Here is a 23,331-nt window from a genome sequence, read left to right on the forward strand (position 1 = left end):
AAAAAAACACAGCTTGGTCATGAATTAACGTCGCATGCTGAGTTAATACTGAATTAATAGCTCAGATATCATACAAATCGTACACTTATCATGATTCTAGTACACAATATTTGACAGCTTTGTGATTTAGAAAAAAAAATAATCGCCGCTTTTATTTACTTCCCTCTTGTTTCTCTTAAAATCGAGCGCATTAATACGCTATTAAACGTTTAGGATATAAAAACATGAGTGAAGTAAAACATTGTAAGTTGCTAATTTTAGGATCTGGACCTGCGGGTTACACTGCAGCAGTTTACGCAGCACGCGCAAATTTAAACCCGGTATTGATCACCGGTATGCAACAAGGCGGTCAACTTACAACAACGACTGAAGTTGAAAACTGGCCGGGCGATGCTCACGGTTTAACAGGTCCTGCATTAATGGATCGTATGAAAGAGCATGCCGAGCGTTTTGAAACTGAAATTGTCTTTGATCACATTCACACTGTTGATGTAACTAAGCGCCCTTTCACGCTAACTGGCGACCAAGGTACTTACACGTGTGATGCGCTGATCATTGCAACGGGTGCATCTGCTAAGTACTTGGGCCTAGAGTCTGAAACTAACTTCCAAGGCCGTGGTGTGTCTGCCTGTGCAACCTGTGATGGTTTTTTCTATAAAGGTCAAAAAGTTGCGGTTGTTGGTGGTGGTAATACTGCGGTTGAAGAAGCGCTTTATTTATCGAACATTGCTGATGAAGTACATGTAATTCACCGTCGTGATAGCTTCCGCAGTGAAAAAATCTTAGCCGATCGCCTCGCTGAAAAAGCAGCAAACGGTAACGTAGTCATGCATTATAACCGTACGCTTGATGAAGTACTGGGCGACCAAATGGGTGTTACCGGTGTTCGTATCAAGGATGCAAACTCAGAAGCCACTGAAGAAATTGATTTAGCGGGCGTATTTATTGCAATTGGTCATAAACCAAATACTGATATGTTTGTTGGCCAACTTGAAATGAAAGACGGCTACTTAGTGGTTGAGTCAGGCCTAAACGGCAATGCAACACAAACAAGTGTACCAGGTGTTTTTGCAGCAGGTGATGTGTCTGATCATATCTACCGTCAAGCAATCACTTCTGCTGGTACTGGCTGTATGGCAGCACTTGATGCTGAGCGTTTCTTAGATAACCTATAAGTTTACATAACATATAGTAAGGGCTGAATTTTCAGCCCTTTTTTTGTGGCCCAAAATTATAAAGGCTCATCCAACACCGAAAAGTACTCATTGCAGTCGCACCAACATTCACCACACTTATACTCGGAATCAATCATATTTATACAATTAATGGCTTAGGTGCGATAGGATCTAAGTTCGAGCAATGAATATCGTCAAAGTATAGTAAGTAAAACTAGCTATAATTATAGTTAGGCAGAAAAGCTTTATTCATTTAGGCATTACTAGAGACTGTAAAATCAGTTAAAATGCTTAACTTCATATCAAGTAAAATACCGAGAGTTTTCTATGAGTTTGTATACAAAATATATGGAAGAAATCCAAACCCGTAAAACGGAGCTTGGATTAAACCCACAACCAATCGATAGCGCTGAACTAGTATCAGAAATCATTAATCAAATTAAAGATACTAATAACGAGCACCGTAAAGATTCACTGCATTTCTTTATTTTTAATACATTACCAGGAACAACCAGTGCTGCGGGCGTTAAAGCACAGTTTCTAAAAGAAATTATTTTGGGTGAAGAGCAAGTTGCAGAGATCACTCCAGAATTCGCATTTGAACTGCTTTCACACATGAAAGGCGGCCCGTCAATTGAAATGCTAATTGATTTAGTATTTGCTGATGACGCAACAATCGCAGCACAAGCGGCTGAAGTACTTAAGACTCAAGTATTCTTATACGATGCAGATATGGCTCGCATAAAAGCGGCATACGAAGCAGGCAATGCAATTGCTAAAGAATTACTAGAGAGCTTCGCACAAGCTGAATTCTTCACAAAATTACCTGACATCGAAGAAAAAATCGATGTAGTAACCTATATCGCCGGTGAAGGCGACATCTCAACTGATTTACTGTCCCCAGGTAACCAAGCACATTCACGTGCTGACCGTGAACTACACGGTAAATGCATGATCACTGAAGAAGCACAGCAAGAAATTGTTGCGCTTCAAAAGAAACACCCTAACGCTAAAGTAATGCTTATTGCTGAAAAAGGCACGATGGGCGTTGGTTCATCTCGTATGTCTGGTGTGAATAACGTAGCACTTTGGGCGGGTAAACAAGCAAGCCCATACGTTCCTTTCATCAACATTGCACCTGTTGTTGCAGGTACTAATGGTATTGCGCCAATCTTTTTAACAACGGTTGATGTAACTGGCGGTATTGGTCTTGACCTTAAAAACTGGGTTAAAAAAGTAGACGCAAACGGCAATACAGTGACTGATGACAATGGTGATGCAGTGCTTGAAGAAGCGTACTCTGTTGCTACCGGTACTGTGTTAACAATCAATACTAAAGAGAAAAAGCTTTATAACGGTGATAAAGAACTTGTTGATATTTCGTCAGCATTCACACCGCAAAAAGTTGAATTCATGAGAGCCGGTGGTTCTTACGCTGTTGTATTCGGTAAAAAACTACAAACGTTTGCTGCTGAAACACTCGGCATTGAAACTCCACTTGTGTATGCACCTTCAAAAGAAATTTCACATGAAGGCCAAGGCTTAACAGCGGTTGAAAAAATCTTTAACCGTAATGCAGTAGGTGTACTATCAGATACGCCACTTCACGCAGGCTCAAATGTTCGCGTTAAAGTGAACATCGTTGGTTCGCAAGATACAACCGGTCCAATGACAGCACAAGAATTAGAAGCGATGGCTGCTTCAACGATTTCACCACTTGTTGATGGTGCATATCAGTCTGGTTGTCACACTGCATCAGTATGGGATAGTAAAGCGCAAGCAAATATTCCAAAACTAATGGCGTTCATGAATAAGTTTGGTTTGATCACTGCACGTGACCCGAAAGGCGTTTATCATGCAATGACCGACGTTATTCACAAAGTATTGAACGACATTACAATTGATGACCGCGCAATCATCATCGGTGGTGACTCGCATACACGTATGTCTAAAGGTGTAGCCTTTGGTGCCGATTCAGGCACGGTTGCTGTTGCACTTGCAACGGGTGAATCAGCGATGCCAATTCCTGATTCAGTTAAAGTGACGTTTAAAGGCAAAATGGCTAAGCACATGGATTTCCGCGACGTTGTACATGCAACGCAAGCGCAAATGCTTAAGCAATTTGGTGGCGAAAACGTGTTCCAAGGTCGCATCATTGAAGTGCATATTGGTACCCTAATGGCTGACCAAGCGTTTACCTTCACTGACTGGACTGCAGAGATGAAAGCGAAAGCATCAATCTGTATTTCAAATGATGAAACGTTAATCAAGTCAATTGAACTTGCTAAGTCACGTATCCAAATCATGATCAACAAAGGGATGGATAACGAGGCGCAAACGCTACAAGGTCTAATCGACTTAGCTGACAAGCGTATTGCAGGTATTCAATCTGGTGAAGAGCCAGCACTTTCTCCAGACGATAATGCTAAATACCACGCAGAAGTTGTGGTTGATTTAGACCAAATCGTTGAGCCAATGATTGCCGATCCAGACGTAAATAACGATGATGTTTCTAAGCGTTATACTCACGATGTGATCCGCCCTGTTTCTTTTTACAACGACAAGCCTGTTGATTTAGCTTTTGTTGGTTCATGTATGGTGCACAAAGGCGATATGAAAATTATTGCTCACATGCTACGTAACCTCGAGAAGAAAAACGGTTCTATCTCGTTCAAGGCGCCATTGGTAGTTGCGCCACCAACATATAACATTGTTGATGAGCTTAAAGCGGAAGGCGATTGGGATATCCTTGCTAAATACGCAGGTTTTGAATTTGACGATGCAAAACCAAAAACGGCTGCACGTACTAAGTATGAAAATATCTTATACCTAGAACGCCCTGGTTGTAACCTATGTATGGGTAACCAAGAAAAAGCTGAACCTGGTGACACTGTTATCGCAACGTCAACACGTCTGTTCCAAGGCCGTGTAGTAGCTGATACATCTGAGAAAAAAGGTGAGTCACTACTGGGTTCAACGCCAGTTGTAGTACTTTCTTCTGTTCTTGGTCGTTTCCCGACTATCGAAGAGTATAAGTCTGCAGTTGAAGGTATTGACCTTACATCATTTGTACCTGTTGAAGAAGCGATGACAACTAAGTTCAACGCAGGTCAAGCAGTACCCGTAAAAGTGGTTAGCTAATTCGATTAGTTAATGGTTCAATTAAGCGCGTTTTTTAACGCGCTTTTTTTATGCCTACAATTTGCCTATCATAAGTAAGCCCTACACGAGGGAATGGATAACTCAATAATTTGTGGTTTGTGAATTTAAAGCAACAGGTTACACTTTATCTTGATCATTCAGTTATTCAATCGGTGTTATGACTAAACAACTTTATCAACTTGCTAAAAGCCACTTTGCTTTTCCTGATCCCACCCATGCATTAGATGATCCTGATGGTTTACTTGCCATTGGTGGATGCTTATCTGTAACGCGATTAAAAAATGCCTATCGCTACGGTATTTTTCCATGGTTTAGTGAATACGAGCCAATTATGTGGTGGTCGCCAAGTATGCGCGGCATCATTGAACTCGATGAATTTCATATTAGCCGAAGCTTACGCAAGCATCTGAAAAAAAATCCGGTTAAAGTGACTATTAATACCGAATTTACTCAGGTGATTGAAGCCTGTCGCCAACAACGCTTAGAAACCGATGGCACCTGGATCACAAAAAAAATGCTCAACGCTTATAAAGATGCACATAAAGCAGGCTTAGCGCATAGTTTAGAAATCTGGTCAGACGACAAACTTGTTGGAGGCTTGTACGGTATTATGCAGCATGGCGTATTTTGCGGCGAATCAATGTTCCATCATCAAGCTAATTGTTCAAAATTAGCCATGTGGGCATTGGTCAATTGGTTGAAACGTCACCATGCGCATTTTATTGACTGTCAGCTTGAGAATCCTTATTTAGTCACTTTAGGTGAAAAAGTGCTACCGCGCTCAGAATTTTTAACTAAACTAAAACAAGCAGAAGAGTTTATTATTCCAACAACAATGTGGCAACCTCAGGAGCTTATCGCTATTTATGACTGAACACTTACCTGCTCGTTTAGGTTTAAGCCAACAATTTGATTGTAGCTACCTAGCCGATCGCCAAGAGCAATTATTAGTCATTTTGGATCCAAGTTGTTATACCCCGGGCAAATTTGAGCAATTACTGGCCCTCGGTTTTCGCCGTAGTGGTGACCAAATTTACCGACCACACTGCCCTGTTTGCAGCGCATGTAAGTCTGTGCGTGTATTAGCTAAGGCATTTTTACCGACAAAATCACAAAAACGTAAACTTAATAAAGCAAAAAATGCCTTTAGTGTAAAATATTCAGACCAACAACGCCCTGAATACTTTCCGTTATACAGTAAATACATTACCGAGCGTCACCAAGACGGTTCTATGTACCCACCAGAACAAAGTCAGTTCAACAGCTTTATATTTTGTCACTGGTTACCAATTACTTTTATTGAATTATGGGACCAAGAGAAACTGGTTGCAGTGGCGGTAACTGATTGTATGCACAACGCTGTTTCTGCTATTTACACTTTTTTTGATCCTGATTATGAGCACTTCAGTGTGGGCACAATTATGATTTTAGAGCAGCTCAAATTCGCCAAACAATACGATAAAGAATTTGTCTATTTAGGTTATCAAATTGATGAATGTGCAAAAATGCGTTACAAAACCCAATTTTTACCTGCCCAAAATAGGGTTGCAGACCAGTGGCTGGCTATTTAATTTACAAAAATGCCTACTGCGGCTTTACTTATTGGTGTATTTTCGGCAAAATCTGCATCGTTTAACTATTAAAGAGGTGTTACGCTAAACATGGCGAAAGAAGACGTAATCGAAATGCAAGGGACGGTCCTTGATACTTTACCAAATACAATGTTCCGAGTTGAGCTTGAAAATGGTCACGTAGTTGTGGCTCACATTTCAGGTAAAATGCGTAAAAACTATATCCGCATTTTAACCGGCGATAAAGTTACCGTAGAAATGACCCCATACGATTTATCAAAAGGTCGCATCGTATTCCGTGCTCGCTAAGTTAGTGCGTTAACGAAATATCAAGTTTTTAGCTAAGTTGTCTGAGTAACTTAGTTACTTTCTACATTAGCTTGAAGCGTTTATTAAATGTAATTGATAGCTAAACTAACAATTACATTTAATAAACAAAAAGCCCAGCAATTGCTGGGCTTTTTGTTTTCTATTTAACGCTGCAATTATGCAGGTGTTAAATTCGTTTCATAATCAAAACGCAATTTTTTATCTTTGATAGACACTTTCACTGTGCCACCGTCGATAAGTTGCCCAAATAAGATCTCGTTTGCCAGCGGCTTTTTCAATTGCTCTTGGATCACGCGGCCCATTGGACGTGCGCCCATAGCTTTATCGTAGCCTTTATCTGCCAACCATTCCCGCGCTTTGTTAGTAAGCTCAAGATTAACTGACTTTTTATCCAGCTGCGCTTGTAGCTCAACAATAAATTTATCAACAACCAGTAAAGTTACATCACGATCAAGGTGGTTAAACCAAATGATGTTATCTAGGCGGTTTCTAAATTCTGGCGAAAATACTTTATTGATTTCGCTCATCGCATCATGAGAATGATCTTGATCAGTAAAGCCTATTGATTTACGTACTGTTTCTTGTACGCCCGCATTAGTAGTCATCACCACCACAACGTTTCTAAAGTCAGCTTTACGGCCGTTATTATCGGTCAGCGTGCCATGATCCATCACTTGCAGTAAGATATTGTAAATATCTGAGTGAGCTTTCTCAATCTCATCCAGTAATACAACCGAATGTGGATTTTTAATCACAGCCTCAGTTAACAAACCACCTTGTTCAAAACCAACGTAGCCTGGAGGCGCACCAATTAAACGGCTTACCGCGTGGCGCTCAACATACTCAGACATATCAAAACGGATAAACTCAACACCCATACATTTTGCAAGCTGTTTAGTTACCTCCGTTTTACCTACACCCGTTGGTCCTGCAAACAAAAACGAACCGACTGGTTTATCTTCATTTGATAAGCCTGAACGTGATAAGCGAATGGCCGAGGTTAGTGCATCGATTGATTGATCTTGGCCAAATACCAACATCTTCAAGTTACGATCAAGATTTTTAAGAGTCTCTTTATCGCTTGATGACACACTTTGCTGCGGAATACGCGCCATTTTTGCCACGATCAATTCGATATCTGCCACACCAATGGTTTTTTTGCGTTTAGAGATCGGTTGTAATCGTTGGCTAGCACCCGCTTCATCAATAACATCAATGGCTTTATCAGGTAAGTGACGCTCATTAATGTACTTAGCACTGAGCTCTGCCGCCGCTTTTAACGCTTTTTGCGTATAGCGAATGCCATGATGCTCTTCGTAACGTTCTTTTAAACCATTAAGTATTTTAGTGGTATCAGCGACACTTGGTTCAAGTACATCAATTTTCTGAAAACGGCGCACTAACGCACGGTCTTTTTCAAAGATATTTTTATACTCGTTATAGGTAGTTGAGCCCATACAACGTAACTTACCGCTCGAAAGTAGTGGTTTAAGCAGGTTAGATGCGTCCATAACGCCACCAGAGGCTGCGCCGGCACCAATTATGGTATGGATCTCATCAATAAACAAAATAGCGCCAGGTTTCGCCTGAAGCTCTTTTAGTAATGCTTTAAAGCGCTTTTCAAAATCACCGCGGTATTTAGTACCTGCAAGTAATGCCCCCATATCTAACGAGTACACCACAGCATCGGCAATCACTTCGGGTACTTGTTCATGCACTATGCGATACGCTAGACCTTCAGCAATAGCGGTTTTACCTACCCCAGCTTCGCCAACTAATAACGGATTATTCTTTTTACGACGACACAGTACTTGCACCGTGCGTTCTACTTCACTATCACGGCCCACCAATGGGTCGATATTCCCTTCACGGGCGAGTACATTCAAATTAGACGTGAAGTTTTCTAATTTACTTGGCTCTTCGCCTTGAACGGCTTGTACTTCTTCATGGATGTCATCAGCATCCTCACCGCCCATGTCATCGTCTGCTTTAGAGATACCATGAGATATAAAGTTCACAATATCTAGTCGCGAGATATCAGCTTTTTTCAGCAAGTAAACCGCTTGGCTTTCTTGTTCTGAAAAAATGGCAACCAGCACATTGACGCCTGTTACTTCGTTTTTACCCGATGATTGCACATGAAATACTGCGCGTTGCAATACCCGCTGAAAACCAAGTGTTGGTTGAGTTTCACGTTCTTCTTCTAAATCAGGAATGACTGGAGTGGTCTCATTAATAAACTCTGATAGCTCAGCTTTTAATGCTGCCATATCAATCCCGCAGGCGTGTAGCGCTTCTCCAGCCGATGGATTATCAAGTAGGGCAAGTAATAGGTGCTCTACAGTCATAAATTCATGGCGACGTGTACGCGCTTCGCGAAACGCCGCGTTTAAAGTTAGTTCTAAATCTTTGTTTAGCATTAGCAACCCCTTACTGAGATAATATTTTTATACCGTTGTGATGGGTATTTTGATCACCCTACCTTGGTATTATTCCTGCTCACAACTACATAGCAGTGGATGCTCGTTATCTCGTGCATAACGGTTAACTTGTTCAACTTTGGTATACGCTACATCTGCGGTATAAACACCGCAAATTGCGCGACCATTTTGATGAACTTGCAGCATCACATCTGTTGCTCTATCGCTATCCATATTAAAAAACGTCGTTAGTACTTCTATCACAAAGTCCATTGGCGTGTAATCATCATTATTTAAAATGACTTTGTATTTTCGCGGTGGTTGCAGTTTTTGCTTCTCACTATCGCGAACCGTATCTAAAACACCTGAATCTTTCATGCCACTCATAATTAAATATAGTCTTGTCTTTGGAACTCAAGCAAACTTGAATAAAAAATAAATTAAATGTTAAAAAAATAGTTTAAAACACTTGACTGATCGGCGAAATAAACTACAGTCAGTTGTAGATTGATTAAACCTTAGTCAGTCTATCAAACTATACGGTTTAGAATAACTAAATTAGTCAACTTATAGAAGGATGTAGAAGTATGGCTTGTGGTAAAGTCAAATGGTTCAATAATGCCAAAGGTTTTGGTTTCATCGTAGAAGACGGCTGCGAGAATGATATATTCGCCCATTACTCAACGATTGTAATGGACGGTTATAAAACACTTAAAGCTGGTCAAGATGTAACATTCGAATTGCAGCAAGGCCCTAAAGGCATGCATGCGACTAATATAGCGCCTAACGAAGAGTTAGTGTAGTTGTTTAGACGTTCGACTAAAGCGAGCGACCTGTAAAGATCCTCGCTTAATTCCTCTAAACTATTTAATCTCAATTAAATTTTACATTCAGATTCAAAGCTGGCATTTCTAATCTATTAGAAATTAAACGTACAGAATGAACAAAAACTGTCCTTCCTCTTGAAATTCTTTTTTAATACCCCCATGTTATATTTGTTATTAGCCCTTTGTTGCCAAGCTTGTTACACTCTTAGGTGCTTAAAAGCAGCCTCAAAAGGCCCTTTAAACACTAATAATTAGGCTAATGGCTAATTTACTTAGTTTATAAATAACATAAAATTAAATACAGTTCGTCAGGTGTGATTATTTAATCAACAGTATTAACACCTAACTGACTGATCATTGTCACGTCGTGCACGCATGATGGCGATGATATTTCTTTGCATTGTTGAATATGGCTCTTACGCCTACTATCTAGGAATGATGATGACATCAAAAATTATCTACACTAAAACAGACGAAGCTCCGGCACTAGCAACATACTCTTTGCTGCCGATCATCCAAGCATACACTAATGCCGCAGGCGTTGAAGTTGAAACACGTGACATCTCTTTAGCGGGTCGTGTTATTGCTAACTTCTCTGAGTATTTAACTGAAGAACAACGTATTGGTGATGCGCTTGCTGAATTAGGCGAGCTGGCTAAAAAACCTGAAGCAAACATCATTAAATTACCAAATATCAGTGCATCAGTTCCACAATTACGTGCTGTTATCAAAGAATTACAAGCAAAAGGTTACGCACTGCCAGACTACCCTGCTGAACCTAAAACAGATGAAGAAAAAGCAATTCAAGCAACTTACGACAAAATCAAAGGTAGTGCTGTAAACCCAGTATTACGTGAAGGTAACTCTGATCGTCGTGCTCCTGGCTCTGTAAAAGAATATGCACGTAACAACCCACATTCAATGGGTGCATGGAGCAAAGATTCTGCTTCAAATGTTGCGAGCATGAGCGAAGGCGATTTCTTTGGCTCTGAGCAATCAGTAACGCTTGATACTGCTACTGATGTACGTATTGAGCACGTTGCTGAAAATGGCGACGTATCTGTTCTTAAAGCAAGCACGCCATTACTTGCTGGTGAAGTGATTGACGCATCTTCAATCAGTATTACGAAACTACAAGCTTTCTTAGCGGCTGAAATCGATGCTGCAAAAGAAAAAGGCATTCTGTTTTCATTACATATGAAAGCAACCATGATGAAAGTATCTGATCCAATCATCTTTGGTCATGCGGTAAAAGTATTCTATAAAGACGTTTTTGCTAAGCACGGCGCTTTATTTGCTGAGCTAGGTGTTGATGTTAATAATGGTCTTGGTGATGTTTACGCTAAAATCCAAACATTAGACGATGCTAAACGCGCTGAAATCGAAGCTGATATTGACGCTGTATACGCTACACGCCCTGCAATTGCGATGGTTGATTCTGATCGTGGTATCACTAACTTACACGTACCAAGTGATGTGATCATCGATGCGTCTATGCCTGCTGCAATTCGTTCAAGTGGTCAAATGTGGAACAGTGAAGGTAAATTGCAAGATACTAGCTTTGTCATTCCTGATCGTTGTTACTCTGGTGTTTATCAAGCAACAATTGATTTCTGTAAAGAACACGGTGCATTTGATCCAACCACTATGGGTAGCGTTCCTAACGTTGGCCTAATGGCACAAAAAGCTGAAGAATATGGTTCACACGACAAAACCTTTGAAGCACCAGCAAATGGTGTGATCCGTGTTGTTGATAGTGCTGACAACGTATTGCTACAACACACTGTTGAGCAAGGCGATGTATGGCGCATGTGCCAAGTTAAAGATGCACCAATTCAAGATTGGGTAAAATTAGCTGTAAACCGTGCACGCGCTACCGGTAACCCTGCTATTTTCTGGCTTGACGAAAACCGTGCGCACGATGCACAGTTAATCAAGAAAGTTAACGCATACTTGCCAGACCACGATACATCGGGCCTTGATATTCAAATACTTGCACCACTTGAAGCAACCTTATTCTCTCTTGCACGCATTAAAGATGGCCTAGATACTATTTCAGTAACAGGTAACGTATTACGTGATTACCTAACTGATTTATTCCCAATTCTTGAGCTTGGTACGAGTGCAAAAATGCTTTCAATCGTACCACTTATGAATGGCGGCGGTTTATTTGAAACTGGCGCGGGTGGTTCAGCACCGAAGCACGTTCAACAATTCGAAAAAGAAAACCACTTACGTTGGGATTCGTTAGGTGAGTTTTTAGCACTTGCGGCATCACTTGAGCACCTAGCTGTCAATACTGGTAACAACAAAGCACAAGTGCTAGCTGATACCCTTGATAAAGCAACAGGTACTTTCCTTGCTGAAAACAAATCACCGTCTCGTAAAGTGAAAGAAATTGATAACCGTGGTTCTCACTTCTTCCTATCTTTATTCTGGGCGCAAGAGCTTGCCAAGCAAAACGATGACAGTGAACTTAAAGCACAGTTCACACAAATCGCCAGTGATTTAGAAACCAACAAAGAACAAATCGTTAACGAACTTAACGATGCACAAGGCCCAGCTGTAAACATCGGTGGTTATTTCCAACCAAATGATGATGCAGCATTTAAAGCAATGCGCCCTAGCACAACATTTAACGATATCTTAGCTAAACTAGTATAAGTATCGATTTAAATTTAAAAGGCGCTCACTGTTAAAGTGAGCGCCTTTTTTGTGGCTTTTAAATAATGTTTTATTTTTCACTGATACAAAAAGCAAAAAGGCCGCAAATGCAGCCTTTAAATTGTTCAAGTTACTAAGCTGAACGTAGTTACTTAGTATATGCGCGAGGCATATCTGAGTCAGTAGTATAACGCTTACGGAGTTTATCTTGGCGTGCTTCAGTTGAAACTTCTTCGCCGTTAATAAACATTTTAGTTACGTGACTAGTAAAATCAAATGGGTCATCGTTCCACATCACTAAGTCAGCAGCTTTACCTACCGCCACACTACCGGCATTAATTCCAAATACATCAGCAACATTCGCTGTTATCGCTTTTAATGCACCCGCTTGTGTCATGCCATAAGAAACCGCATTACCCGCGTCAAAACGCAATTGATAAACATTGTGACTGGCATCGCCTGCGATCGACAACAACACCTTTACGCCTGCTTTTTCGAGTTTGCCTGCATTATCTAAACTCGCATGTAGCGAATCAAAACTGCCTGGCAAGCTCTCCATAGAACTTACAATGACTGGAACATTTGCTTGCGCTAATTGCTCTTTTACAACCACGGCATCTTGTGCGCCTGCAATCACTAAATTAAGTGAAAACTGTTGTTTTACTTTGATTAGCTCAATAATATCTGCGGCGCGAGAAGCCGTTACTAATAGTGGCATTTCACCCGCTAATACTTTATCGAGCACTTTATCTTCAGTGCTTGGTACAGCATCGTCTTTTTTATCTTTTTTGCTGGCTTTTTGTTGATGTGCTGCTAACTTATCAATCAAGTTTTTCAGCGACATTGCGCGCGAGCCTTTGCTTTTCTCACCTAAATTAACTACCAGCGCGACTTGCGTTTGCTTAACACTGTCAAACTCACCGCTTAAATCAACTACGCTGGCAAGGCCTGCAAAAATACTTTCTCCGCCATGTGGGGTGATCACATCACGGGTGATGCCACCTTTACGTGCATACGGGATCAAGCTTGAGTGAGCATTAAATGCTAGGCTTGGATCAAAATCGATCCCCGCTTTATCATCGCCAGCATCGCGAGAGCCAGCAACAGCGCCCACTTCAACTAGACCTAACTGATTCATGCTGCCAATAAAGCCAGCTGTAACAATTTGCCCTTTGGCATCAATAATCGTATCAGCTTCGACTGTTGCAGGATTAATAGCAATAATTTTGCCTTCATCCATGATGATGCTAGCGCCTTGTAAAATACCTTGCTCAGTTGAGGTATGAACAGTTGCGTTGATGATCGCGACTGATTGGGCGTTCACCGCAGTACTTGCTAACAAACCAGCAGCAACTAGCGAGAGTGAAAATGAATGTGTTAATTTTGTCATCCTAGTTACTCCTTATTTTTGACCTAACATAAAATCGCTTTGTGCTTGGAATGTATCATCGTAGCGATCATACACTTTCGCACCATCAACAAATACTTGCTCAGCTTTAGCATAAACACTAAACGGACTTTGATTCCAAATTACCACATCAGCCTGTTTGCCAGCTTCGAGTGAACCGGTTTTATCAGCTATACCTAGCGATTTTGCAGCATTCGAAGTGATCCATTTAATTGCGTGCTGTTCTGAAATATTAAACCCATTATCGTTAGCGCGGTACATTACTTTACCGGCTTCTTGGTTTAAGCGCTGGATTGTGGTGTCAGAATCTGAATGAACAACAGCACAAGAATTTTTAACCGCATCAACAATAGCTACGTTCTCTTGTACCATGTCGTAAGCTTCCATTTTAAAGCCCCACCAATCAGGCCAAAGCGCAGCACATGAGCCGTTATCTGCAAGTAAATCAGCAATTTTGTATGCTTCAATACCGTGATGGAAAGTACCCGCGTGATAACCAAACTCTTTTGAAAGGTCAATCATCATTGCCATTTCTTCTGCTTTGTAACAATGATTGTGGATCATTACTTCGCCTTCTAATACACCACGCAATGTATCGTATTTAATATCACGATGCGGCACCTCTGGATTTTTACCTGCTGCATAATCAGCATCGTATTTATCCCACGCGCGTTTATATTCAGCGGCGCCAATCCAAGCAGTGCGATAGCCAGCCATATTGCCCATTCGTGTTGATGGTAAAACCCCTTTACGCCCGTAAACACGCTTAGGGTTTTCACCACAGGCCATTTTTAAACCATACGGTGCGTCAGGGAACTTCATACCCTGCATCGTGTGCGATGGAACATTTTTTAAAGTAACCCCTCGACCACCAAATAAATTAGCTGAGCCAGGTAAAATTTGTAATGCGGTAATACCGCCTTCACGCGCGCGGTTAAAGCCAGGGTCTTGCGGCCAAATTGAATGCTCAACCCACACTTCGGCAGTATTTGGGCTGGTCATTTCATTGCCGTCCTGATGAGATTCAACAGAAGGGCTTGGGTATGCTCCTAAATGTGAATGTACATCAATGAGCCCAGGTGTAACCCATTTACCTTGTGCATCAATAGTCAAATCAGCTTGTGCAGTTAGATCTTTACCGACTTGTTGCACTTTTCCGTCAACAAGTAATACATCGGCTTCTTCTAAACGCTCACCTGTACCTGTTAGTACTGTTGCATTGGTGATAAGCGTCGTGGTTGATTTAAGTACCTTATAGGTACTTGGATATGGATTTTTATTGATTGTTACTTTGTCGTCTTGTGGGCCGTTGTCTTGGCAGCCGGCAATCGCCACACCAAGTGCAACAACCAACAATGAAGGAGCAAATTTTTGCATCATATTAGTCTCTGTTGTTGTTTTTTTGTTACTTTATATAAACACACAACATAAAGCTAAAAAATCAGCTAGAGCTGCATTTATATAAGATGAATGTTATTTCTTAATATAATTGTTATACAGTTGCTCAAGTGCAGCTTCTGTTGTCAAACTTGGATCTTTACTAATAAAGTGCTTAACAGTGCGAGTTACGAAGTCTGAATTTTGTTTATGCAATTTTGAAAAATCCTTAATTAGGCAATCGCCATCTTTAGCGGCAGTCACTTTATCGTGACGATGACGATACTGACTCAAGGCTTTATTAAAATCACCTTGGTAGTCTTCTACTAAAATTTTATAAAAATCACTTTTTTGTACTTTTAATTCGCTAATACAATAATTTAAAGCTTCTTTAAAATCAGTAAAAATGGCGCCTTCAACATCAAACTCAGCCGTTTTTTCTCGCACTGTGACCTTGGCTTCTTCGGTTGCATAACTAAAACCACTAAACGCCAAGCGCTCTGCGGCTTCTTTTCCTAACGCCATACCCGCTTTAATGCTATGTGCAAACTCATCACTCATATCGCTAAGTTCATTCTCATGCCACATATTATAAACCCGCAGTGGTTTAGCGTATTTGGCACCGAGTTTGTTTTTTAACTTAGTAAAGCGTTCATCAATCGTCATTAAGCGCTCGTTGTGCAATATTGCATAGCATTCATAGCACGCTGGAATACTAATAAACTCAGCTTCTTCACCTAAATCAATAATGCTTTGTAGCATATGCAATGGCGGGCAATGATCGCGCTCAGTCGCTTCACAGCCACAATAAAAGCAACGGTTAAAATTATGCTGTTCACAGGCGTATGCTTGCTGATAATAACTCGCCAATGTTTTACTCACAGAGTCTCCTAATAGACAGGTATTTTGATAATCAAGACGATCATAACAGGGTTGAAAAATATGTCAGTAATGCTGCACAACAAAGTACAATGACTCTAAAGTAAATAGAATGTAAAACCTATGAAAGCAGATTGAAAAACAACCAAAAACAATAAAAAAAGTGAAAAATAATTTGTTTGAAATATGTCAAAATACATACATTAAATCATTTATTATCAGATAGTTAATTATTATAAAACACATCCACACACGGTGTTACATCTTGTCGATTTTCATTTACAGCTTTATTTAAAAATAAAGCTGATAATTAACTCATCAACAAGCAGACATACCCAAACCACTGGAGAATGATGATGAATACTTTATCAACAACGATTTGTACAACATTACTTTTAAGCTCTGCAGCACTTACTGCAACAAATACTGAGGCTGCACAATTTGTTGCAGCTGATAATAGTCCAAGTACCCAAATATGCATGGCGGTGAGTTCCAATAGGCCTTCGCAACTTTATGCAACGATGAGAGACTTACGTATTAGCAAAACAACCACAACCGATAAACTGCGTTGTAACGACATGAGTATCGCAAAATTTGCGGGAACTTACGGTTTTAATAAAACGGCAAAATATCTAAACCTTGAAACGACAACGGGTACCTCAATTCAAGATTTAGCAAAACTAGACCAACAAACAATTATGGTTGTTGCCGGTTCTAAGTAGTATGGCTAAGCAATATCAAATTTAAGCAGGCGAGTCGTTGGCCTGCTTAAAAACTAATTTATATGATTGCAGCAATCAGGCCAAACAAACCACCGAATACCCCGCCCCATACAACTAACCAGCCTAAATGCTCACGGATCATGGTTTGTATAATATCTTTGACCATTTTTGGTGTCAGCTCGTCTAAACGCTCATCAACCAACCCAGAAACAGTGTTAAACAACGAATCACTTGCGAGCCCTGATTGCGTCAATTTTTCATTCACCAAACTTTTAAACTCATCGGTTTCGCTCATATTAAGTAATGATCCACGCATTTTGTCAATAAATGCTTCGCGCATTGGCTCAACCGCGGCACTACCTCCAAACATCGCTAACATGCTACCAAATTGGGAGTGCTCAATAACGTCAAGTAAGTTATCAAAAGCAGGATTTAAATCGACTTCATTGATCACTGGCTGTAGGTCGACATTGATATTTTTGTTGCCTAACAATTGAGATATTTTTTGCTCTGAAAAGAACTCGGTTAAAATAAGATTTTTAATCGCCACTTTAAAACCTGCAAACTTCAGCTGGATCACGCCCGAACCATATAACAAAGGTACTTTTTCAAATAACATATGCACTGCGAGTAAATTAGTCACTGCGCCTGAGAGTGCAAATAAGCCGATTGACAGTACAATTGCTTGGTCAAATAGAAAACCCGTCACCACTAAAATCCCGGCAATTACATTGGTAATAAGGCTTTTATTCATCATTCTCTCCACTTGTTTGTTGCATAAAGCTTAGCGCGCGCTTATAAAACATTAATTTTACTCTCAAGAGTTTGTTTATTTAACTACTTTTTGCCATAGTTTAACTATCTGTATAAAAGGTGAACAATGCTATGTGGAATACGGTTAACGAACAGATCAGCCAAGCAATGCATTTTGACTTTAAACACACTATAAAACGCCAACTGCAAAGCCCAAATAACGATAAACTATTTCAACTCAGTGATGGTACACACCAGTATTTTGTTAAAGTAGCTCATCGTAGTGACTTAGAGCGATTTGAAAACGAAGCCCACAATTTACAACTGCTCACTAAAGAGAGCTTATTTATGGTGCCAGATTGTATCACTACAGGTGCTAATATTGAGTTTTCATTTATCGTTTTAGAATGGCTTGAACTTGACCAACAACCTCATACCAACTGGCATATTATGGGTGGCCACCTTGCAAGCCTGCATCTGAAACATCGCCAAGCCATGTTTGGTTTTGATCAGGATAACTTTATTGGCCCAACAACTCAGCCCAATCGCTGGCATAAAAAATGGAATATATTTTTTGCCGAAGAGCGCATTGGCTGGCAGCTCCAATTACTGCATGAAAAAGGCATTGATCTCGTCGACAAAGATTACTTTGTCGCACTGATAAAAGACATGCTACATGGTCATACCGTAAAGCCATCATTGTTGCATGGCGATTTTTGGCGTGGCAACATGGGATTTATTCAATCAGTACCGAGTGTATTTGATCCGAGTTGCTATTATGGTGATCGGGAAGTTGATATTGCCATGAGCGAGCTTTTTGCTCCTTTACCTGACGCTTTTTACATCGCCTATAACAAGCATTACCCACTAACACAGGGCTATGAGCAACGTAAGTTAATTTACCAGCTTTACCCTATTTTAAATCATGCAAATATCTTTGCCGGCCACTATCTTACTGAAGCTAAACAACAAATAGAACTACTACTGAAATAAGGTCGTTTTTATTGTCAAATAGATGTCATAAATGAATAAAGCAGACTATATTTAGATATCGCCTAATGTTGAACAACCCCAGCAATGACAGGCGCTAGCGTTCAATTATGGGGTGCATAACCATTTATCAGCAGCGATAAATAATTACCTTTTATTGCTCTGCTTTGTAAGGTTGAATCATTTATGAAAAACCAACTCTCACAACGGATCTGCTGCCCACATTGTGGCCATCATATTCATATTACCCTTGATGCTAGTGATGGCGATCAAGATTACTTCGAAGATTGCGCAGCATGCTGTAACCCTATCCATTTTAATATGCATATTGACTATGCAAATAGTAAGGTAGAGTTACATATTGATAGCGATGACGAACAAATATTTTAGCCTAGCATTTATATTTGACTACGCAGCCTGCTGTCGTAAGTAATTTTCGACCGTATTGATGATGGTATAAGTTTGTTGATCAACCTCGATATTTAGCGCATCACCAATTGCAGCCTTACCAATATTGGTAATAGCTAACGTCTCTGGGATCAAATGCAGCCAAAAGCCCTGCTCATCGGTTTCACCTACCGTGAGACTAGCGCCATTGACTGATACAAAACCTTTATACATCACATACTTTTGCCATTGACTTGGTAAGCATAACTGTATTTTACAATTATCTTGTGTATGAATAATATTTTCAATCTGGGCGGTGCAGTGAATGTGACCAGATACAATATGCCCACCTAACTCAGTACCAAAAGTCATAGAGCGCTCATAGTTAACGGTACTGCCAGCAATAAGCTTTCCTAAATTAGTTAACTGTAATGTTTCGTCAATTACATCATAGTGAACCTGAGCAAGCGGTTGATCAGAGATATTATCTACTTTAACAACCGTTAAACAGCAACCATTAATGGCAACGCTGGCGCCTAACTCAAGTTTTGTAACATATTGCTTTGCTACAGCGAGCACTAAACGCATCACACCTTGCTGCTGGTTAGTTGAAATCACCGTCGCTTGTGTTTGCACAATTCCTGTAAACATAAATCAATTCACCTTTTATTACCTAAAGTAGATACTATTCATATTATTTCACGCTTTAGTTTACCCGATCCACGTTATTATTACTGTAACCAATAACATTGACTCATCGCTATAATTTTTGATTCTGTGCTTTATCGATTACACTATCTGCCTCTTCAGTTTACGTAGTAAGTGATATGACTTTTTGTAGTTGGGAAGCCAAACGGTTAGTTTCTCTGGCAATCCCCGTTTTTTTAGCACAAGTAACCTTAGTTTTAATGTCAGTGGTCGACACCATCATGGCAGGACAAGTGAGTCCTACCGATTTAGCAGCATTGTCAATTGCAACCGGCGTATGGAACCCCGCCATGTTGGCTCTGCAAGGCATATTATTAGCCCTGACTGGCATAATTGCGCAATTTTCCGGCGCTAACGATAAAACCGGCATCAGCCATTACTTTCAACAAGGCTTGTACCTAGCTGGTGTATTGAGTGTTATCGGTTTATCTATTGCCTATTTTGCCGATATTATTATTCTCAAACTCGATACCAGCCCTGCTATCGCCAATATGGCCTATGACTATATTCATTTTGTAAAATGGGGCATTATTGGATTTTTAGTGTTCAGTGTTTATCGTAATATTACCGAAGGCATGGGGATGACAAAGCCGGCTTTTTATATCAGCTTAATTGGTTTAGCCATCAATATCCCAGCCAACTATGTGTTTATTCACGGTATGTTTGGTATGCCCGCACTCGGTGGTGCAGGCTGTGGGATTGCCACAGCATTAGTATTTACTGCTATGGCCATCGCACAAGTTATTTATTGCCAATTAAGTAAAAAAGTAGATGCCAAAACATTATTAGCAAACTTTCAAGCACCGCAATTACCAACCATGTGGGCAATTACTAAGGTGGGCATACCAATCTCACTTGCTACATTTTTTGAAGTCACTTTATTTGCCTGTATTCCTTTATTTATTGCGCACTTAGGTGCGGTTGCGGTAGCCGGCCATCAGATTGCTGCAAGTGTCACAACCTTGCTGTTTATGATGCCACTGAGTTTATCTATTGCGATCAGTATTCGGATTGGCAATTTATACGGCCAACATCATTTTGAGCAGCTTAAAAAAGCTATTTCAACAAGCTATATTCTAGCCATGATCATTGCCATTCTACTTGCTGCCATCACCTTCTTTGGCCGAAACGTGATCAGTCAACTTTATACAGATGATGCACGTGTTATTGCCTTAGCAACGTCAATCATGATTCTAGCGTGTATTTATCAGCTACCTGATTCCTTACAAGTAGCTGCCAACGGTATATTAAGGGGTTTAAAACACACAGCACCGATTTCGTATATAACCTTTATATCTTACTGGTTGATTGGTTTTTCACTGGGTTTTGTTTTAGCACGCACCGATTTAATAGTGCCAGCAATGGGCCCGCATGGTTTTTGGGTAGGTATCATCGTCGGCTTAAGTGTAGCCGCAGTGTTATTAATGCTCACTGTCGCGAATAGATTCAAACATGAACCACTTAAAAGCGCTTAAAAAATCGCACCAACAAGGTAACCAAACGTCACGGTTTGGTTACCTTTGTAGTTTACTGTGCTGTTTACTGCTACTTTGTGCATGCACAGATAAACCCGCTGATGTGTATTTAGAATATCAGCAGCGGCTCGCGAATGCGTTAGATAAGCCAACTCCTGATACAGCAAAACTTACCAATGTTGCGCTATCAGTTGTTAGCAACAATAAACCAAAAAATGCACAACAGTTGAGCATATTGCAACTGGCACAACTTTCACACTGTAAACTCAATACCCTTATTGCTGAACATAATAGTCAACTAGGAAAACTCGCCTCTCCTGCTAGCCAGTTAATATACCAGATTCAATTTATTCAATTTGCACCACAGTGCTTAGATAGTCTAGAACCTGATTCAAAAAGTTATCAAGCCATAAGTAACGAATTACATAATAAAAAACAACAGTTATTAGAGCAGTTCAAGCAGCTACTTTATAAAGACCCAGAACTAAAACGCACATGGCAGCTAACCGGCTATACACTTGATACAAACTTAGCCGGCCTTGTAGAAACCGAACTTGCGCTGCAAAGCCTAGTGAATTTAAAACAGCAAATAATACAGCAGCAATATGCACAAATAGACTCTCAAGCGCTCTATCCGCTACTGGCACAATTGCGCCAGTTTAACTTCAATCAAGCTTTAATAAGCGCAGTACGCCAACAAACACAGCTAAATAATAGTACTAGTAACTTTTTAGCGAATATTGAGCTAAGCACACTATGCAACCCGCTAAAAAATAAACGCAAAGCACAGATCCTCAGCAACGTATTCAAGAAATATTACTTGCAGCAGTTACAACCCTATCAGGCTCAACTATCAGGTGCTTTAGAGCGCCTAATGCCGTTGTATCGAGCATTATGGCAAGACTCCAGCCCAACACAACCGCAACTAACGGCATTACTAAGCCCAGCGCAGCCAAGTAATATACTCACAGCATTTAAAGACTCCACCAAAACACACGTTATTTGGTGGCAAAAATTTTATAAAACGTGTGAAATCAGCCCAATATGAATAAAAAAACGGCAAACGAACTAAAAAAAGCGTTTCTCGCTTGATTCACTTCAGCGCACGCTATATATTAGCGACCGTTGTTAAGCAATTAGCACAACTTAAATTTATGATACGACCGTAGCTCAGTTGGTTAGAGCACTACCTTGACATGGTAGGGGTCGGTGGTTCGAATCCACTCGGTCGTACCAAATTTAAGGAAAAGTCCTATTAAAATATATTGTACGACTGTAGCTCAGTTGGTTAGAGCACTACCTTGACATGGTAGGGGTCGGTGGTTCGAATCCACTCAGTCGTACCAATTCAAGTAAAAACAAAAATCAGCCTAACCTACTTTATAAATCTTAAGTAAACTAAAACTCAGCTGGTTAGAGCACTACCCACTCTTGATCACCCGGTCCAAAGGTCAGCGGTTCGAATCCACTCAGTCGTACCAATTTATAAATAGAAATTATATCAAGAAAAAGCACTACCTACTCTTGCTCACCCGGTCCAAAGGTCAGTGGTTCGGATCCACTCAGTCGTATCAATTCTGAATAAATAAATTAAAAAATGCCCGCCACGATTTGACTCTACACAGAAGATCAATGATTCAAATATTAAATACCCAGCTCTTTCCTTCGCCATACAAATGCGCTTGATTGCTTATTGAAAATAGTAACATTTTCATATTCATCACTTGCTCTGCCAGCTAAGCCATAGCATACATGCAGTGGTAATAGATGCTCTTCTCGCGGATGACAATAACGTGCATGAGGCGCTTTATGCCAGTTTTGCATCATTAAATTACGCTTTGGTTCAGGCACGGTGTTATCACTTAAGGTCGATCGTAGCCACTGTTCAAATTCGTGGTTATTGATTTGGCTCTGCTGATTATCCTGCGCGAAAAATGCCTGCATGTTATGAAACGAAAAACCAGAGCCAATAACTAATAAGTTTTCATAATCCAAAGATTGCAACGCTTTACCGATTGCTAAGTGCTGTGCAGCATCTAAGTTATTCACTAGTGATAGTTGAATCGCGGGTATATCGGCTGCTGGGTACATTAATGTTAAAGGCACATACAAACCATGATCGTAACCGCGATGATGATCTAACTTCGCTTCAATACCAGCATGTTGTAACACTTGTTGTACTTTTTCAGCTAACTTGGGCTCTCCCTGACTTGAGTATTGCACTTGATAGGCAGCTGGCGGAAAACCATAATAATCGTAAATCATTCCCGGTGCAGCATTGGCAGTAATAGTCGCTACTGACTCCTCCCAATGAGCGCTAATCAATAAAATGGCACTTGGTTTTTTTAGCGTGCTTGCAAGTGATTTTAAATAAGCAACCAATTGTGTATGGTTTGGTTCATTTAACAGTGGCATTGGGCCGCCACCATGAGAGATAAATGCAATGTCTACATTATTCATAGTTACTCCAAACAAGCTCACTT

The 23,331-nt window shown here is 40.4% G+C and carries 20 protein-coding genes and 2 tRNA genes; 14 read left to right on the plus strand and 8 right to left on the minus strand.

From position 1 onward, the window contains the following. Nucleotides 1-224 precede the first annotated feature (224 nt). The 5 genes from trxB (at nt 225) to infA (ending at nt 6,217) form a co-directional block, all read left to right on the plus strand. Complete coding sequence (trxB, locus tag H5163_RS03050; RefSeq protein WP_182717361.1) at nt 225-1,175, plus strand: thioredoxin-disulfide reductase; 951 nt, start codon at nt 225-227, stop codon at nt 1,173-1,175. A 327-nt stretch (nt 1,176-1,502) separates the two neighbouring features. Next, nucleotides 1,503-4,316: a bifunctional aconitate hydratase 2/2-methylisocitrate dehydratase gene (locus H5163_RS03055; protein WP_182717360.1), complete on the plus strand. Its 2,814-nt coding sequence runs from the start codon at nt 1,503-1,505 to the stop codon at nt 4,314-4,316. Nucleotides 4,317-4,494: 178 nt separating this feature from the next. Next, nucleotides 4,495-5,211 carry a leucyl/phenylalanyl-tRNA--protein transferase gene (gene aat, locus H5163_RS03060; RefSeq protein ID WP_145233076.1) on the plus strand — a complete coding sequence of 239 codons (717 nt, stop codon included), beginning with the start codon at nt 4,495-4,497 and terminating at the stop codon, nt 5,209-5,211. Then, nucleotides 5,204-5,908: an arginyltransferase gene (locus tag H5163_RS03065; protein ID WP_145233075.1), complete on the plus strand. Its 705-nt coding sequence runs from the start codon at nt 5,204-5,206 to the stop codon at nt 5,906-5,908. Before aat ends, H5163_RS03065 begins: the two co-directional genes overlap by 8 nt. Before the next feature lie 90 nt (nt 5,909-5,998). Further along, complete coding sequence (infA, locus tag H5163_RS03070; protein WP_002962494.1) at nt 5,999-6,217, plus strand: translation initiation factor IF-1; 219 nt, start codon at nt 5,999-6,001, stop codon at nt 6,215-6,217. A gap of 176 nt (nt 6,218-6,393) precedes the next feature. Here infA and clpA read toward each other — a convergent pair whose 3' ends face one another. Both clpA and clpS read right to left on the minus strand, forming a co-directional pair. Beyond that, entirely contained in the window at nt 6,394-8,658 is a 2,265-nt protein-coding gene (gene clpA, locus H5163_RS03075; protein ID WP_145233074.1) for an ATP-dependent Clp protease ATP-binding subunit ClpA, read from the minus strand. Nucleotides 8,659-8,727: 69 nt separating this feature from the next. Beyond that, complete coding sequence (gene clpS, locus H5163_RS03080; protein ID WP_179959204.1) at nt 8,728-9,036, minus strand: ATP-dependent Clp protease adapter ClpS; 309 nt, start codon at nt 9,034-9,036, stop codon at nt 8,728-8,730. A gap of 209 nt (nt 9,037-9,245) precedes the next feature. Here clpS and cspD point away from each other — a divergent pair, with 209 nt between their 5' ends. Both cspD and H5163_RS03090 read left to right on the plus strand, forming a co-directional pair. Next, nucleotides 9,246-9,461, plus strand: a complete 216-nt coding sequence (cspD, locus tag H5163_RS03085; protein ID WP_054204685.1) for a cold shock domain-containing protein CspD — start codon at nt 9,246-9,248, stop codon at nt 9,459-9,461. 465 nt (nt 9,462-9,926) lie between these two features. Continuing rightward, complete coding sequence (locus H5163_RS03090) at nt 9,927-12,149, plus strand: NADP-dependent isocitrate dehydrogenase (protein WP_145233392.1); 2,223 nt, start codon at nt 9,927-9,929, stop codon at nt 12,147-12,149. A gap of 148 nt (nt 12,150-12,297) precedes the next feature. Here H5163_RS03090 and H5163_RS03095 read toward each other — a convergent pair whose 3' ends face one another. The 3 genes from H5163_RS03095 to H5163_RS03105 form a co-directional block, all read right to left on the minus strand. Beyond that, a complete protein-coding gene (locus tag H5163_RS03095) occupies nt 12,298-13,539 on the minus strand; it encodes an amidohydrolase family protein (protein ID WP_145233072.1) in 1,242 nt (413 codons plus the stop codon). 12 nt (nt 13,540-13,551) lie between these two features. Continuing rightward, nucleotides 13,552-14,934, minus strand: coding sequence for an amidohydrolase (locus H5163_RS03100; RefSeq protein WP_145233390.1), 1,383 nt, complete (start codon nt 14,932-14,934; stop codon nt 13,552-13,554). 96 nt (nt 14,935-15,030) lie between these two features. Then, nucleotides 15,031-15,816 (minus strand): hypothetical protein, encoded by a 786-nt coding sequence (locus H5163_RS03105; RefSeq protein WP_145233071.1) that lies wholly within the window; start codon nt 15,814-15,816, stop codon nt 15,031-15,033. Between the two features lie 353 nt (nt 15,817-16,169). On the opposite strand from H5163_RS03105, the gene H5163_RS03110 reads away from it, so the two are divergent. Then, nucleotides 16,170-16,535, plus strand: coding sequence for a DUF3718 domain-containing protein (locus H5163_RS03110; protein ID WP_145233070.1), 366 nt, complete (start codon nt 16,170-16,172; stop codon nt 16,533-16,535). A 58-nt stretch (nt 16,536-16,593) separates the two neighbouring features. On the opposite strand, the gene H5163_RS03115 is transcribed toward H5163_RS03110, so the two are convergent. Continuing rightward, on the minus strand, nt 16,594-17,289 hold the full coding sequence (locus H5163_RS03115) for a DUF445 domain-containing protein (protein WP_182734304.1): 696 nt from the start codon (nt 17,287-17,289) through the stop codon (nt 16,594-16,596). A 131-nt stretch (nt 17,290-17,420) separates the two neighbouring features. Here H5163_RS03115 and H5163_RS03120 point away from each other — a divergent pair, with 131 nt between their 5' ends. Next, on the plus strand, nt 17,421-18,281 hold the full coding sequence (locus H5163_RS03120) for a fructosamine kinase family protein (protein ID WP_182717354.1): 861 nt from the start codon (nt 17,421-17,423) through the stop codon (nt 18,279-18,281). 183 nt (nt 18,282-18,464) lie between these two features. Continuing rightward, the gene (locus tag H5163_RS03125; RefSeq protein WP_145233067.1) at nt 18,465-18,668 is read left to right on the plus strand and encodes a CPXCG motif-containing cysteine-rich protein; all 204 of its coding nucleotides are present in this window, start codon (nt 18,465-18,467) and stop codon (nt 18,666-18,668) included. An 18-nt stretch (nt 18,669-18,686) separates the two neighbouring features. Here the strand turns inward: H5163_RS03125 and H5163_RS03130 are convergent, their stop codons facing one another. Then, nucleotides 18,687-19,316: a riboflavin synthase subunit alpha gene (locus H5163_RS03130; protein WP_182734305.1), complete on the minus strand. Its 630-nt coding sequence runs from the start codon at nt 19,314-19,316 to the stop codon at nt 18,687-18,689. Nucleotides 19,317-19,492: 176 nt separating this feature from the next. Here H5163_RS03130 and H5163_RS03135 point away from each other — a divergent pair, with 176 nt between their 5' ends. The 4 genes from H5163_RS03135 to H5163_RS03150 all read left to right on the plus strand — a co-directional run bounded on the left by H5163_RS03135 (nt 19,493) and on the right by H5163_RS03150 (nt 22,194). Beyond that, nucleotides 19,493-20,848: an MATE family efflux transporter gene (locus H5163_RS03135; RefSeq protein WP_182731282.1), complete on the plus strand. Its 1,356-nt coding sequence runs from the start codon at nt 19,493-19,495 to the stop codon at nt 20,846-20,848. Further along, complete coding sequence (locus H5163_RS03140; RefSeq protein WP_182734306.1) at nt 20,826-21,896, plus strand: DUF3080 family protein; 1,071 nt, start codon at nt 20,826-20,828, stop codon at nt 21,894-21,896. The genes H5163_RS03135 and H5163_RS03140 overlap by 23 nt, the downstream gene beginning before the upstream one ends. A gap of 111 nt (nt 21,897-22,007) precedes the next feature. Beyond that, nucleotides 22,008-22,084: transfer RNA gene (locus tag H5163_RS03145), tRNA-Val, on the plus strand. Between the two features lie 33 nt (nt 22,085-22,117). Then, a tRNA-Val gene (locus H5163_RS03150) sits at nt 22,118-22,194 on the plus strand. A gap of 298 nt (nt 22,195-22,492) precedes the next feature. On the opposite strand, the gene H5163_RS03155 is transcribed toward H5163_RS03150, so the two are convergent. Then, the gene (locus tag H5163_RS03155; RefSeq protein WP_257326135.1) at nt 22,493-23,308 is read right to left on the minus strand and encodes a class III extradiol ring-cleavage dioxygenase; all 816 of its coding nucleotides are present in this window, start codon (nt 23,306-23,308) and stop codon (nt 22,493-22,495) included. Between the last annotated feature and the right edge of the window lie 23 nt (nt 23,309-23,331).

Source organism: Pseudoalteromonas sp. SG44-8 (genome assembly GCF_014164125.1).
In the GTDB taxonomy this organism is placed as follows: Bacteria; Pseudomonadota; Gammaproteobacteria; order Enterobacterales; family Alteromonadaceae; genus Pseudoalteromonas; species Pseudoalteromonas rhizosphaerae.